Origin of the sequence: Asticcacaulis endophyticus (genome assembly GCF_014652575.1) — a bacterium.
In the GTDB taxonomy this organism is placed as follows: Bacteria; Pseudomonadota; Alphaproteobacteria; order Caulobacterales; family Caulobacteraceae; genus Asticcacaulis; species Asticcacaulis endophyticus.
The window spans coordinates 359,364-372,923 of record NZ_BMZB01000003.1 but is presented as its reverse complement, the minus strand read 5'-3'; the positions used below and the strand labels follow the sequence as shown (position 1 = coordinate 372,923).

The 13,560-nt window shown below is 55.0% G+C and carries 12 protein-coding genes; 6 read left to right on the top strand and 6 right to left on the bottom strand.

Features of this window, described 5'->3' with window-relative positions; all coding sequences use genetic code 11:
* The 5 genes from IE102_RS12875 to IE102_RS12855 all read left to right on the top strand — a co-directional run bounded on the left by IE102_RS12875 (position 1) and on the right by IE102_RS12855 (position 5,092).
* Complete coding sequence (locus tag IE102_RS12875) at positions 1-1,461, top strand: NAD-dependent succinate-semialdehyde dehydrogenase (protein WP_189487290.1); 1,461 nt, start codon at positions 1-3, stop codon at positions 1,459-1,461.
* 9 nt (positions 1,462-1,470) lie between these two features.
* A complete protein-coding gene (locus IE102_RS12870; protein ID WP_189487288.1) occupies positions 1,471-1,842 on the top strand; it encodes a RidA family protein in 372 nt (123 codons plus the stop codon).
* Positions 1,839-3,116 (top strand): 4-aminobutyrate--2-oxoglutarate transaminase, encoded by a 1,278-nt coding sequence (gene gabT / locus IE102_RS12865; RefSeq protein WP_189487286.1) that lies wholly within the window; start codon positions 1,839-1,841, stop codon positions 3,114-3,116. The genes IE102_RS12870 and gabT overlap by 4 nt, the downstream gene beginning before the upstream one ends.
* Positions 3,113-4,282, top strand: a complete 1,170-nt coding sequence (locus IE102_RS12860) for an acyl-CoA dehydrogenase (protein WP_189487284.1) — start codon at positions 3,113-3,115, stop codon at positions 4,280-4,282. Before gabT ends, IE102_RS12860 begins: the two co-directional genes overlap by 4 nt.
* 156 nt (positions 4,283-4,438) lie before the next feature.
* The gene (locus tag IE102_RS12855) at positions 4,439-5,092 is read left to right on the top strand and encodes a CaiB/BaiF CoA transferase family protein (RefSeq protein ID WP_229807743.1); all 654 of its coding nucleotides are present in this window, start codon (positions 4,439-4,441) and stop codon (positions 5,090-5,092) included.
* A 149-nt stretch (positions 5,093-5,241) separates the two neighbouring features.
* Here IE102_RS12855 and gltA read toward each other — a convergent pair whose 3' ends face one another.
* Together gltA and gltX are read right to left on the bottom strand one after the other, a co-directional pair.
* Positions 5,242-6,534 (bottom strand): citrate synthase, encoded by a 1,293-nt coding sequence (gene gltA / locus IE102_RS12850; RefSeq protein WP_189487282.1) that lies wholly within the window; start codon positions 6,532-6,534, stop codon positions 5,242-5,244.
* A 72-nt stretch (positions 6,535-6,606) separates the two neighbouring features.
* Positions 6,607-8,019, bottom strand: a complete 1,413-nt coding sequence (gene gltX / locus IE102_RS12845) for a glutamate--tRNA ligase (RefSeq protein ID WP_189487280.1) — start codon at positions 8,017-8,019, stop codon at positions 6,607-6,609.
* A 124-nt stretch (positions 8,020-8,143) separates the two neighbouring features.
* Here gltX and IE102_RS12840 point away from each other — a divergent pair, with 124 nt between their 5' ends.
* Complete coding sequence (locus tag IE102_RS12840) at positions 8,144-10,276, top strand: ComEC/Rec2 family competence protein (protein WP_189487277.1); 2,133 nt, start codon at positions 8,144-8,146, stop codon at positions 10,274-10,276.
* On the opposite strand, the gene lexA is transcribed toward IE102_RS12840, so the two are convergent.
* The 4 genes from lexA to IE102_RS12820 form a co-directional block, all read right to left on the bottom strand.
* Positions 10,273-10,971 (bottom strand): transcriptional repressor LexA, encoded by a 699-nt coding sequence (gene lexA, locus IE102_RS12835; protein WP_189487275.1) that lies wholly within the window; start codon positions 10,969-10,971, stop codon positions 10,273-10,275. The genes IE102_RS12840 and lexA overlap by 4 nt on opposite strands.
* Positions 10,972-11,072: 101 nt before the next feature.
* Complete coding sequence (gene trpC, locus IE102_RS12830; RefSeq protein WP_189487273.1) at positions 11,073-11,867, bottom strand: indole-3-glycerol phosphate synthase TrpC; 795 nt, start codon at positions 11,865-11,867, stop codon at positions 11,073-11,075.
* Complete coding sequence (gene trpD, locus IE102_RS12825) at positions 11,860-12,888, bottom strand: anthranilate phosphoribosyltransferase (protein WP_189487271.1); 1,029 nt, start codon at positions 12,886-12,888, stop codon at positions 11,860-11,862. The genes trpC and trpD overlap by 8 nt, the downstream gene beginning before the upstream one ends.
* Positions 12,881-13,474, bottom strand: coding sequence for an anthranilate synthase component II (locus IE102_RS12820; protein ID WP_189487269.1), 594 nt, complete (start codon positions 13,472-13,474; stop codon positions 12,881-12,883). The genes trpD and IE102_RS12820 overlap by 8 nt, the downstream gene beginning before the upstream one ends.
* Positions 13,475-13,560 lie beyond the last annotated feature (86 nt).

Genomic DNA, 13,560 nt, shown 5'->3' with positions numbered 1-13,560 from the left:
ATGTATGACCTGATCAAAATCGCCCCTCTGGCGGCGGATATACTGACCGAAGTGCTGGCCTTTGCGGGCCGCTATAAGGCACAAAAGACCTTCGCGGTTTACAATCCGGCCACGGGTGCCAAAATCGCTGACGTGGCCGATATGACGGCCGCCGATTGCGAAGCTGCGATTGCCGCAGCATCCGCCGCCTTTCCGGCCTGGGCCAGGAAAACAGCCATTGAACGCGCCGCCATCATGCGCCGCTGGCACGGCCTGATCTATGAACGCAAGGACGCGCTGGGTCAGCTTCTGACGCTGGAACAGGGCAAGCCCATCACTGAGGCCACCGGCGAAGTCACGTTCGGCGCCAACTTTATCGAATGGTTTGCCGAAGAGGGTAAGCGGCTTTACGGCGATGTCATCCCGTCGCACGCGCCCGATAAACGCTGTCTGGTCATCAAGCAGCCGGTTGGCGTTGTGGGCGCGATCACGCCGTGGAATTTCCCGTCAGCCATGATCACGCGCAAAGTCGCTCCAGCGCTGGCGGCCGGCTGCACCATTGTCATCAAGCCCGCCGAAGACACGCCTTTGTCGGCCCTGGTTCTGGCCATGTTGGCCGAACAAGCCGGGTTCCCGGACGGTGTCATCAATATCGTCACGGCATCCTCTGCGCCCGAAGTGGCCGGTGTGCTGACCTCCCACCCCGATGTGCGCAAAATCTCCTTCACCGGCTCAACGCGGGTGGGGAAACTGCTGATGCAACAGTGCGCGGGCACGCTCAAAAAGCTGTCGCTGGAACTGGGCGGCAATGCGCCGTTTATCGTGTTTGACGACGCCGATCTGGATGCGGCTGTAGCGGGGGCAATCGCGGCCAAACTGCGTAATGCCGGTCAGACCTGCGTGTCGGCTAACCGGTTTTACGTGCAAAAAAGTGTGGCGGCTGAGTTTGCCAAACGCTTGAAGGCCGCCGTCGAAGCTCTGCCGGTCGGGGATGGTCTGGACGGTAACACCCGCATCGGGCCGCTGATTAATACCGCCGCGATTGATAAGGTTTCCGGTCTGGTCAAGGACGCGCTCGACAAGGGGGCGACGGCTGAACTGGGGGGCGCGCGCCATGACCGCGGCGGCAATTTTTATGCCCCGACGATCCTGACTGGCATCACACCCGATATGGAACTGGCGACGGCTGAGATTTTCGGCCCCGTCGCCCCGCTCTATGAGTTTGAGACCGAGGACGAGGTTATCAAACTGGCCAATGACACGCCTTACGGTCTGGCGGCCTATTTCTGGGCGCGCGATATCGGGCGCATCTTCCGCGTAGCCGAAGCGCTGGAATACGGCATGGTCGGGGCCAATGAGGTCTTGTCGTCCAATCCGGCGACCCCGTTTGGCGGCGTCAAAGAATCCGGCGTGGGCCGCGAAGGCTCCCGTTACGGCCTCGAAGACTTCACCGAAATTAAATATCTGGCTATCGGTTTGTAGGAACCCATCATGAAAAAAACACCGATTAATCCCACCGGCACCGGCTGGGCGCAGACCAACCGTGTCGAAAACGCGCAAACCCTCGTCTTCGTCAGCGGGCAGGGGCCTGTCGATGCGGCGGGCAATGTCCCCGAAGATACGGCTGAGCAGATCCGTCTGGCCTGGGGCAATGTCGAGACCCAGCTTAAGGACGCAGGGCTATCGCTGGCCAACCTGACCAAGGTCACGACCTATCTGACGGACCGCGCCTACATCCCGGAGATGATTTCGGTGCGCAAGGACGTGCTGGGGCTTGAGATCGCGCCGACCATGACGCTGGCGCTGTGCGGGCTTTATGATGAGCGCTGGAAAGTGGAAATCGAAGCGATAGCGGTGGCATGATGAGCAATTCTGACCTGATGCAGCGCCGCCTGAACGCCATCCCCAGAGGCGTTGCCAATGCCAGCGGCGTCTTCGCCGCTCGCGCGCTCAACGCCGAGATCTGGGACGTGGAGGGTAGGCGGTATATTGATTTCGTTGGCGGCATTGCCGTTTTGAACACCGGCCATAACCACCCGCTCATCATCGCGGCGGTCGAAGCCCAGCTTAAGTCCTTTCATCACACCTGTTTTCAGGTCTTGCCCTATAAGCCCTATGTGGCGCTGGCCGAGGCTCTAAACGCGTTGGCGCCGTTCAAAGGCCCGGCCAAGACCATCTTTTTCAACACAGGCGCCGAAGCCGTCGAAAACGCGGTGAAAATCGCGCGGGCTGCGACCGGCCGTTCGGGTGTGATTGCTTTCTCTGGCGCGTTTCATGGCCGCACCCTGATGACCTCGGCCCTGACGGGCAAGGTCACGCCCTATAAGAAGCAGTTCGGCATCATGCCGTCCGAAGTGTGGCATGTGCCGTTTCCGGTTGCCCATTACGGGGTGACGGTTGAGGATAGCCTGAAAGCACTGGACACCCTGTTCCGCGCCGATGTCGAACCGTCGCGTATCGCCGCCATCATCATCGAACCGGTGCAGGGCGAGGGCGGGTTCCACGTCACGCCGCCGGAGTTGCTTAAGGCCTTGCGCGGGCTGTGCGACACCCATGGTATCAAGTTGATTATTGATGAAGTTCAGACTGGCTTTGGGCGGACAGGTAAGATGTTCGCCATTGAACATGCGGGCGTTGAGCCTGACCTGATCACCATGGCCAAATCCATGTCGGGCGGGTTCCCGCTATCGGGGGTTCTGGGCCGCGCCGAAATCATGGACACTGTCGATCCCGGTGGTCTGGGGTCAACCTTTGGCGGATCACCACTATCATGTGCGGCGGCGCTGGCCGTGCAGCAGGTGATCGCCGATGAGGATTTGCTGACCAAATCAGAGGTGTTAGGCGCACGGATGCAGGCACGTTTTGAAGCCTGGGCCGGACGTGAAGACCTGCTGCCGATCGCCAATATCCGGGGCTTAGGGGCGATGATGGCCTTCGATCTGGTTAAGGTGCGCGGCGGTAATGAACCTGACGGTGAAGCCACCAAGCGGGTGACGGCGAAAGCGCTGGAACTGGGTTTGATCCAGATATCGTGCGGGATTTACGGGGAAACCCTGCGCTTTTTGATGCCGCTGACCATTTCAGAAGTGGTGTTTGACGAAGGCATGGCCTTGCTGGAACAGGCATTGGCAGCATGAGTGCGTTCGACTGGAGCGACCCGTTCCTTTTGAACGCGCAGTTGTCCGACGAAGAACGTATGATCCGTGACGCGGCCCATGACTATGCGCAATCGTCATTGGTGCCGCGGGTTTTGCGCGCCTATGCCGAAGAAGACACCGACCGCGCTATTTTCACCGAGATGGGTCAGCGCGGATTGTTAGGCGCGACCTTGCCGGAAGAATTTGGCGGGGCGGGGGCCAGTTATGTCGCCTACGGCCTGATCGCGCGCGAGGTCGAGCGGGTCGATAGCGGCTATCGCTCGATGATGAGCGTGCAGTCGTCGCTGGTCATGTATCCGATCCATGCCTATGGCTCTGAAGCCCAAAAGCAGAAATACCTGCCCAAGCTGGCGTCAGGCGAATGGATCGGCTGCTTTGGCCTGACTGAACCCGACGCAGGGTCTGACCCCGGTTCGATGCGGTCTGTGGCGCGTAAAGTTGACGGCGGTTATGTCCTCAACGGCACCAAGATGTGGATATCGAACTCACCGATCGCTGATGTGTTTGTAGTCTGGGCCAAGCTCGACGGGGTGATCCGCGGCTTTGTGCTGGATAAGGGCTCGCACGGCCTGTCTGCGCCGAAAATCCACGGTAAGCTGTCCTTGCGCGCCTCGATCACCGGCGAGATTGTAATGGACAATGTCGAGGTCGGAGACGACGCGATTTTTCCCGATGCCTCCGGCCTGAAAGGGCCGTTTGGGTGTCTCAATCGGGCGCGTTATGGCATTGCCTGGGGCGTGATGGGGGCGGCGGAAGACTGCTGGCATCGGGCGCGGCAGTATGGCCTTGACCGGGTGCAGTTCGGGAGGCCTTTGGCGCAGACGCAACTGTTCCAGAAGAAGCTGGCCGACATGCAGACCGAGATCACCTTGGGGCTGCAAGCGGCCTTGCGCGTCGGGCAACTGTTTGACGCCGGACAAATGCAGCCGGAGATGATTAGCCTGATCAAGCGCAACAACTGCGGCAAGGCGCTCGATATTGCCCGCCATGCGCGCGACATGCACGGCGGCAACGGCATCCACGAAGAATACCACGTCATGCGCCACGCCCAGAACCTGGAGAGCGTCAATACCTATGAGGGCACCCACGATGTCCATGCCCTCATCCTGGGTCGGGCGCAGACGGGCCTGCAGGCCTTCTATTAATCGGATGCTTTTGATGGCCAGCCAAGACCTCCCCCCCTCCGGCTTCGCCGGTTTCCCCCCGCCCAAGGCAGGGGGATATGATACTATTTCTACCTCCCCAGTTTACTGGGGAGGGGGACCATCGCGCGCAGCGAAGATGGTGGTGGGGGCCTTACTTTGAAACCGCTTTCTGGTATCAAGGTCTTAGAACTGGCGCGGATACTGGCGGGGCCGTGGGCCGGTCAGGTGCTGGCGGATCTGGGCGCCGAGGTCATCAAGGTCGAGCGCCCCGGTGAGGGCGATGACACCCGTGGCTGGGGCCCGCCGTTTGTGCACGATACTGACGGCAGCGTCTGGGGTGCCGCCTATTTCCATGCCACCAATCGCGGAAAAACTTCGGTCTGTCTGGATATGGCCACACCCGAAGGACAGGCCCGCATCCGCCAGTTAGTAGCACAGGCCGATGTGCTGATTGAGAACTTCAAGGTCGGTGGATTAAAGAAATATGGACTCGATTACAATAGCCTCAAAGCCATAAATCCGCGTCTGGTTTATGTGTCGATCACCGGCTTTGGGCAGGACGGGCCCTATGCCCACCGCGCGGGCTATGACTACATCATTCAGGGTATGTCGGGCCTGATGGATATTACCGGGGAGCCGCACCGTGAGCCGCAAAAGGTAGGCGTCGCTGTAGTCGATCTGTTCACCGGCGTCTATGCCTCAACGGCCATTCTGGCGGCGCTGCGTCAGCGCGATATGACCGGTGAAGGCAGCCATATTGATCGGGTGGCATCGCGCGTGCAGCTTGAAGCCGCTAAAATGCACACTTAGCATACGCCACATGTCCCAGACGGAAAACTTCAGACCGGTTAGACGCGATAAAAGCGTATAGGTGTTGAAGATTAAACGGCCTATTACCCAACAAAAAGCGCCCCGTAACGGTACGGAGCGCTTTCTTAATTATAGCGAACAGTTCTTCGTTAAACGCGCTGTGATAATGGCACAAAATCACGTTGTGCTGAACCTGTATAGAGTTGACGCGGCCGGCCGATCTTTTGCGATGGGTCCTCAATCATCTCTTTCCATTGAGCGATCCAGCCCACGGTGCGGGCCAGGGCAAACAGCACGGTGAACATGGTTGTCGGGAAGCCCATGGCCGACAGGGTGATACCTGAATAGAAGTCGATATTCGGGTAAAGCTTGCGTGACACGAAATACTCATCCGAGAGCGCGATGCGTTCCAGTTCGCGGGCAACCTGAAGCAGTGGATCGTTCGGATCACCGACAGCGCTCAAGACTTCATGACAGGTCGTCTGCATCACCTTGGCGCGTGGATCGTAGTTCTTATAGACGCGGTGACCAAAGCCCATCAGCTTGTACTTACGGTCTTTGACGCCCTGGATGAACTCAGGGATCTTATCGACCGTGCCAATTTCCTTGAGCATGTTGAGCGCTTCTTCGTTAGCACCACCATGAGACGGTCCCCACAGGCAGGCGATGCCAGCGGCAATGCAGGCAAACGGGTTTGCACCCGAAGACCCTGCTAGACGTACCGTAGAGGTCGAAGCGTTCTGTTCATGATCAGCATGGAGGATGAAGATGCGATCCATAGCCTTGGCTAGAATCGGGTTCACTTCATAATCTTCGGCCGGCACGGCAAAGCACATGCGCAGGAAGTTTTCTGAATAGGACAGGTCGTTCTTTGGATAAACAAAGGGTTGACCGACGCTGTACTTATAGGCACGGGCCGCAATCGTCGGCATTTTCGCGATCAGGCGATGTGCTGAAATTTCGCGCTGCTTTTCATCCTGAATATCAAGGCTGTCGTGGTAAAATGCCGACAGGGCACCAACGGCACCCGTCATGATCGCCATAGGGTGAGCGTCTCTGCGGAAGCCGGAGAAGAAGCGGTCGAATTGCTCATGCAACATGGTGTGACGGGTGATGGTCGTCTCAAACTCTTCAAACGCCGAAGCTGATGGCAGTTCGCCGTGCAGCAACAGGTAGCAGGTTTCTATAAAGTTTGATTTTTCAGCCAGTTGATCAATCGGATAACCGCGGTGCAGCAATATACCCTTATCGCCATCGATAAAGGTGATCTTGGACTCGCAGGAAGCCGTGGAGGTAAAGCCCGGATCGTAGGTAAAGGCGTCAGATTCAGCGTACAGTTTACGAATGTCGATCACATCAGGGCCCAGCGTGCCCTTTTGTACCGGCAAATCTATGACCTTATCGCCGACGGTAATTTTAGCGGGATTGGTAGTTTGGGTCATGAATTGCTTCACCTCTTATTGTTTATGTGCATCGCAACCTAAATGCGGTGTCCTCATATATAAACATGCGATCTATTTGAAAAGACCATCCTTAAGTCGTGCGAGGCCTTCGCTTTTGCCAAGGGCGGCCAAAATGCGCGAAATGTCGGGGGCAGGGTGTCCGCCGGACAGTATTCCCCGCAGCGCAGGGCCGATCTTTCCGAACCCAACTCCTTCATTTTCAACGAAATTTTTCAAAGTTACATCAAGTGAACCGACGGACCAGTCACTTAAAGACAACAAATTTTCGTGAAGACGTGAAAGACGATCGAATGTTTCTTCGGTCAAAAGTTTTTTCGTTTTTTCATCGATCTGAAACGGACGTTTCGCTAAAGCGAAGGCCAGAAGATCGGCAAAATCAGTGATTTTAACCGCCCGCTCTACGATCAGAGGCAGGGTGCGCTCAATGATTTCCGCTGAACGGGCATCGATAGCTACACCGCGTGAGATCAGGTCATCGTGAACCAGTATCAAAAGACGCTTCGGCTCACACTCCCTTATCCAATGGGCATTGACATGATTGAGTTTATCGAAGTCCAGACGGGCAGGGGCTTTATTGATGTCCTTAATGTCGAACCAGTCAATCATCTGTTGATCGTTGAAAATTTCATCGTCTCCGTGAGACCACCCCAACCGCGCCAAATAATTGCGCATGGCTTCGGGCAGGTAACCAAGGCCCTGATAATCTCCAACGGCCTGAGCACCATGGCGCTTGCTGAGTTTGGCGCCGTCTGGACCATGGATCAGCGGGATATGCGCAAAGACTGGTACATTCCATCCTGCGGCCTTGTAGATAAGGGCCTGACGCGCGGCATTATTCAGATGGTCGTCGCCTCTGATGACGTGGGTGACTCCCATATCATGGTCGTCCACCACAACGGCAAGATTGTAAGTCGGAGTTCCATCTGATCTCAGCAGGATCAGGTCGTCCATGTCTTTGGTGTTAAAGCTGACTTTCCCCTGCACGGCATCGTTGATGACAAGTGGCTCGTCAAGCGGGCCCTTGAAGCGGATGACGTGGGGTGTCGCGAGTTGTTCTGCGGTTGGCACACGGTCCCGCCACGGCGAGCGTAGGGCTTGGCCTGATGCGCGTGCGGTTTCACGCGCGGCTTCGGTTTCTTCAGGTGTCATGAAGCAGGCATAGGCGTGGCCAGATTGGTACAGGGACTGGACCACTTGCTTATGCTGCGGTTCACGAGAGGACTGAAAAACGATCTCTTCGTCTGTATTGAGCCCTAGCCAGTTCAAGCCCTCAAAAATGGCTTCCACAGCCTCTGGCGTCGAACGCTCACGATCGGTATCTTCGATTCGTATCAGAAAGCGCCCCCCTTTGGCTTTTGCATAAAGCCAGTTAAACAGGGCTGTGCGCGCTCCGCCGATATGCAGATAACCCGTGGGTGAAGGGGCAAAGCGGGTCACAACGTCGGGGGATAAGGTATCGGACATGATCTTGAACTTGAACTGAGCGGAAGGGTGTGCGTCCTTATAACCACCTTACGAACCACCACCAGTCTTTTTGAGACGTATATCAGCTAAAATGACAATCTATTTGAAACAGATATGGTCGTGGATGTCGTTAAATCTGCCTAAAAAGATACTATCCTCTTTGGTTGAGGCTTTAGCATTACAAAGAGGCCGGTTCTTTTTGTGGTTACCCGTCGCCCTGGGGGCGGGATGTGCGACCTATCTTCATCTGAAATTTGAGCCTTCATGGTGGAGTGTCTGGGTACTGGCGGGGATTGCATCTGCAATCTTTTGGTTCATTAGAAAACTGAATATATCGGCGTATATAACTAATTTTACTTTGATTTTTGTGGTATTTTTAGCCGGAATAATTTTGTGTAAAACTAGGACGGAAAATGTCGCTGCACCTGTCATAGATGCTTCAAAAAACCAATACAATGTAACCGCTTATGTCGTAGATGTGGTTTCAAGCGACAGTGAGGCCCCCAGACTTTTGCTGGCCCCGATACGAATAGACGGGGTGCAGGCAGCAGACACGCCGCTTCGCATTAGGGTTACCTTGCGACAATGGCCCGCCGATATAAATATCAAACCGGGGCAGGCCGTGCGCGGTTTTATGATTCTAAATCCACCGTCACGCCCCTTTATGCCGGGCGGATATGATTTCGCTCGTGCGGCGTGGTTCGATGGTTTAGGGGCAGTGGGGTTCGTTCCCGGTAAGCTACGCATCGCAGATCAGACTAGACCGCGGCTGAGGTTGTCACTCATGATGGGGCTTAATCGGCTACGCTGGACTATAACCCGTAATCTTGTAGAGGATCTAAAAGACAAATTTCCGGACGGACAGGCGTTAGGTGGCTTTGCTGCGGCTTTGGTAACGGGCCATCAAGCCTACCTTTCGCCGCGTATGGTACAGGACATGCGCGACTCCGGATTGGCGCATATTCTTTCTATATCTGGCCTGCATATGGCGATTGTCGGAGGATTTATCTTTTTCGCCAGCCGAGCCCTTTTGGCTTTGTCGCCAGCACTGACGCTGAAGTATCCGATCAAAAAGTGGGCGGCGTGGTTAGCCATTATAGGGGTGCTGGCCTATCTGGCTCTGTCAGGTACACCGGCACCAGCTATCCGGGCCGCCGTAGTCGCCATCATCGTTTTCATGGCGGTTATTGTTGATCGTCGGGCCTTGAGTCTGAGGTCTTTAGCTATAGCGGCCGTAATCGTTCTGGCGCTGATGCCAGAGGCGGTTATTGAGCCGGGGTTTCAGATGTCCTTTGCAGCGACCGCCGCCCTTTTGGCTCTGGCGGAGGCACAAAAGCCGCTCATAAAGGAAATTAGCGTGCCATGGGCCGTGCGGGCAGTTCAGAACATGGGCCGCGCTATCTGGTTATCGCTCATGGCATCACTGGTTGCGGGTGCGGCCACGACCCCGTTTTCATTGCATTATTTCAACCGCATTAGCGTTTACGGGATGATATCGAACCTGCTTTCATCCCCCATATCCAGTTTCATGCTGATGCCGGCGTTGGCTCTATGGACCGTTTTGCAGGCCACCCCGCTGGCAGCTCCGTTTATGTATATAGCGGGTGCTGGGCTTATGTTGACCGATAAGATATCGGCGTGGACGGCATCCCTGGATGGTGCCGTCAGGATCATGCCCAGTGCGCCGGATTATGTTCTTTTGATTTCATTTGCAGGCATACTGTGGCTTTGCCTGATACGAGGGCGTGTGCGCTGGGTGGGTTTAATCGCGGCCATCAGTATAATTGTGTGGCCACGAACACATCCGCCGGATGTATGGATTGATCCTCAAGGCGCCAATGCCGCCATAAGTGATAGAACTGTGGCTTACGTTTTACGGCCGAAGGTTAAACAGTATGGTTATGAACACTGGCTGCGCCATTATGGCCTGAAAGATGACAGGGAAACCGGACTGCCACACAACTACGATTGTAAGGGACTGTTATGTGTTCCCAAACCCCAAGCTGTTCATAAAATTGGCTTCTGGTTTGGGAATAAGCCTCCTAAAGTGGAAGTTATAATCAGGCTGTGCCAGTCTAGTGAATTGGTCATTTCACGCGCTGAGATCGCCGAATGGCCGCAAATTTGCGCGAAAATCAATCGAATTGACCGGGATGATATTGCATCACTTGGGGCCTTGGAACTCAGCAGGCAGGGCAATCAATGGCTGATAAAAGGCAGCGAAGTGAGCCGTGGAGATCGCCCATGGGTTCGTTAATGGTACTTACGTAATAGACCAACCAGGCGGCCCTGAACGGCCACTTCATCGGTATTATATATGCGGGTTTTGTAGGCAGGATTTGCAGCTTCCAATGCAATCGAAGCGCCTTTTTTCCGTAGACGCTTTAAGGTTGCGGTATCGCCGTCAACAAGCGCCACGACAATTTCGCCAGATTGCGCAGTATCGGTTTTTTTGATAATGACGTAATCACCGTTTAAGATACCGGCATTGATCATGGAGTCGCCTTCAATCTCCAGAATATAATGCTCACCGGCCCCCAGCATCGCTTCTGGTATGCGTAATCGATCACGCTCCTGCCCCATGGCTTCAATAGGTACACCGGCAGCTATTTTACCCAATAAGGGCAATTCGCGGCCATCTTCCATAACAGGTTTCGCCGCGGGTTGAGGTTTTGAACCTTCGACCACATGAGGCACAAAGTTTTGTCGTCCCTTCGGCGGTGCGGCGGTTGTTGCCTGATCAGGGAGCTTAATGACCTCAAGCGCTCTGGCCCGATGCGCCAGCCTGCGAATGAAACCGCGTTCTTCAAGCGCTGTTATCAGACGGTGGATACCCGACTTTGAAGCCAGATCCAACGCTTCTTTCATTTCATCAAAGGAAGGTGAAACACCACTTTCCTTGATGCGTTCATGGATGAACATTAAAAGTTCGCGTTGTTTGGTCGTCAGCATATACCACCTGTGGGTTCTGTGTTCACCCAGATCCGCAATGGCTTCGGCGTGAACAAGTCATGAACTTATATCAGATGTTCTGTAAGTGTTCCAGGTTAATGTCAAGCTAATGATAAAAGTTTTTTTGCGGCCTGTGTAACATCAGCCTGACGCATCAAACTTTCCCCTACCAACATGGCGCAAGCGCCTGTGGCTTCAAGGCGGATGACATCGTCGACAGTAAAAATACCGCTTTCAGCAACCAGTATATGATCCGGTGACACCATCCGGGATAAGCTCTCAGTGGTTGATATATCGATCTCAAAATTTCTTAAGTTTCTATTATTTACACCGATAAGGTTGGACTTAAGTTTAAGGGCGCGGCTCATCTCATTGGCATCATGAACTTCAACCAGGGCATCCATTTTATAGTGTTGCGCAGCCGCTATTAGATCGCTTGCCAAGGCGTCATCCACCATCGCCATGATGACTAAAATAGCGTCGGCTCCGTAGCCGCGCGATTCCGCGACCTGCCAGGTATCGACGAGAAATTCTTTGCGTATACAGGGCAGGGTTACTGCATTTCTTGCGGCCACAAAGTGTGATTCGTCGCCCATGAAGCTAGGGCCGTCAGTCAAAATCGATAAGCATGAGGCACCGCCAGCAGCGTAGGCGCGCGCCAGTTCTGGGGGATTGAAATCTTCACGGATCAAGCCTTTTGACGGGCTGGCTTTTTTGATCTCAGCAATAAGGCTCAGGCTGCCTGGACGCTTATCAGTCTTTAGGGCGGTGGCGAAACCGCGCGTAGAGCCTATGTCACGGATACGAGATTCGATATCGCTGTCGGAAGTCTCCCGGCGCCGCTGCGCCACCTCTTCACGTTTATATGCTGCGATTTTCTCAAGAATATCAGTCATGTAAAACTTCAGTATTCGTAATGGTGACTAGTCTATCAAGTGCAACTTTGGCCTTACCGGAATCGAGAACTGATGCGGCAAGCTCTACGCCGTCTCTTAAGGTTTCAACCTTATCGGCGACAAGAAACGCGGCTGCGGCATTGAGGCGCACTATATCGCGATAAGGGCCTTTAGCTCCGTTTAAAAGATCAGACAGGGCCGCCGCATTTACGTCGGGTGTGCCGCCTGTGATATCCGCCAAAGAAGCGCGCGGTAGGCCAACGGCTTCCGGTGTGATAGTGAACAGCCTCACCTGACCGTCGCGCCATTCAGCAACCTCGGTCTCGCCGGTTGTAGTCAGTTCATCAAGGCCCGCTCCATGTACAGACCAGGCTCTTTCGGCCCCCAGCATGCCCAGCGCTTTGGCGATGGGCTCAACGAATCGAGGTGCGGGAACGCCGACCACCTGACGTTTGGCACCTGCCGGATTGGTTAAGGGGCCCAACAAATTGAAAATGGTGCGAAAGCCAAGTTGTTGCCTTATCGGGGCAACATGTTTCATGGCACCGTGGTGGGCAGGGGCAAACAGGAAACATATTCCGGCTTCGTCGAGGGCCTGCTTTTGCTGCTCGATCGATGCATCAATATTGACACCTAGTGCTGCCAATACGTCTGCGGTGCCGGATTTAGACGTGACGGCGCGGTTGCCGTGCTTAGCTATCTTTAGGCCGCCGCCTGCGGCGACAAAGCCGACAGCGGTAGATATGTTGAGCGTATGTAGGCCGTCGCCACCCGTGCCGCAAACATCGATGACATCATAATTGTGCTCTAACCGTTTAGCCGCCGCCCGCATAGCGCGGGCACAGGCCGCGATTTCACCGACAGTCTCGCCGCGCAAGCGTATCGCCGTAACGGCCGCGGCGATTTGGGCCGGGGTCGGTTCTCCGCGCAGGCACGCGGAAAAGAAGGTCTCGGCATCGGCTTCTGATAAGGTCGCGCCATCTGCCAGTTTTGACAATAAAGGCTTAAAACTGTCAGACATAGAGATTGCTGCTGGGGATGCCTGCCATATCGAGGAAGTTGGCCAAAATCTGATGGCCGCCTTCGGTGGCTATGGATTCCGGGTGAAACTGAACGCCGTGGATAGGGCGCGTTTTATGTTGAACGCCCATGATTTCTCCGTCTTCGGTCCAGGCGGTCACTTCCAGTTCCGTGGGTAATGTCTCACGCTTGACCGCGAGAGAATGGTAACGTGTCGCTGTAAACGGATTGGGCAGGTCTTTGAAAAGACCTATATTTTTGTGATGTATTTGACTGGTCTTGCCATGCATCAGAGCTTTGGCGCGAATGACATCTCCGCCGAATGCTTGGCCGATCGCCTGATGGCCGAGACATACGCCTAGTATCGGAAGGTCTTCAGGGGCGGCGCGAAGAAGCGGCAAGCATATACCGGCTTGATCTGGTGCGCAGGGGCCGGGGGACAGCAATATCGCCTTTGGGCCCATGGCCAGAGCGTCCTGAACACTCAAGGCATCATTTCGGAATACCTTGGTTTCGGCGCCGAGTTCAGCCAGGTAGTGAACAAGGTTGTAGGTAAAGCTGTCGTAATTATCGATAACCAGGATCATTCAGAAGGCTCCGGGCAAAATGTCGTCATCTACATAGGGCTTAAGGTCGATTGCGCCAAGTGATAACCGATACAGTTCAGTCATTT

Excerpts from the sequence above, each read along its gene's own strand:
- IE102_RS12875 (WP_189487290.1), top strand. The coding sequence starts at position 1 with ATGTATGACCTGATCAAAATCGCCCCTCTGGCGGCGGATATACTGACC.
- IE102_RS12870 (WP_189487288.1), top strand. The coding sequence starts at position 1,471 with ATGAAAAAAACACCGATTAATCCCACCGGCACCGGCTGGGCGCAGACC.
- gabT (WP_189487286.1), top strand. The coding sequence starts at position 1,839 with ATGATGAGCAATTCTGACCTGATGCAGCGCCGCCTGAACGCCATCCCC.
- IE102_RS12860 (WP_189487284.1), top strand. The coding sequence starts at position 3,113 with ATGAGTGCGTTCGACTGGAGCGACCCGTTCCTTTTGAACGCGCAGTTG.
- gltA (WP_189487282.1), bottom strand. The coding sequence starts at position 6,534 with ATGACCCAAACTACCAATCCCGCTAAAATTACCGTCGGCGATAAGGTC.
- gltX (WP_189487280.1), bottom strand. The coding sequence starts at position 8,019 with ATGTCCGATACCTTATCCCCCGACGTTGTGACCCGCTTTGCCCCTTCA.
- IE102_RS12840 (WP_189487277.1), top strand. The coding sequence starts at position 8,144 with ATGTCGTTAAATCTGCCTAAAAAGATACTATCCTCTTTGGTTGAGGCT.
- lexA (WP_189487275.1), bottom strand. The coding sequence starts at position 10,971 with ATGCTGACGACCAAACAACGCGAACTTTTAATGTTCATCCATGAACGC.
- trpC (WP_189487273.1), bottom strand. The coding sequence starts at position 11,867 with ATGACTGATATTCTTGAGAAAATCGCAGCATATAAACGTGAAGAGGTG.
- trpD (WP_189487271.1), bottom strand. The coding sequence starts at position 12,888 with ATGTCTGACAGTTTTAAGCCTTTATTGTCAAAACTGGCAGATGGCGCG.
- IE102_RS12820 (WP_189487269.1), bottom strand. The coding sequence starts at position 13,474 with ATGATCCTGGTTATCGATAATTACGACAGCTTTACCTACAACCTTGTT.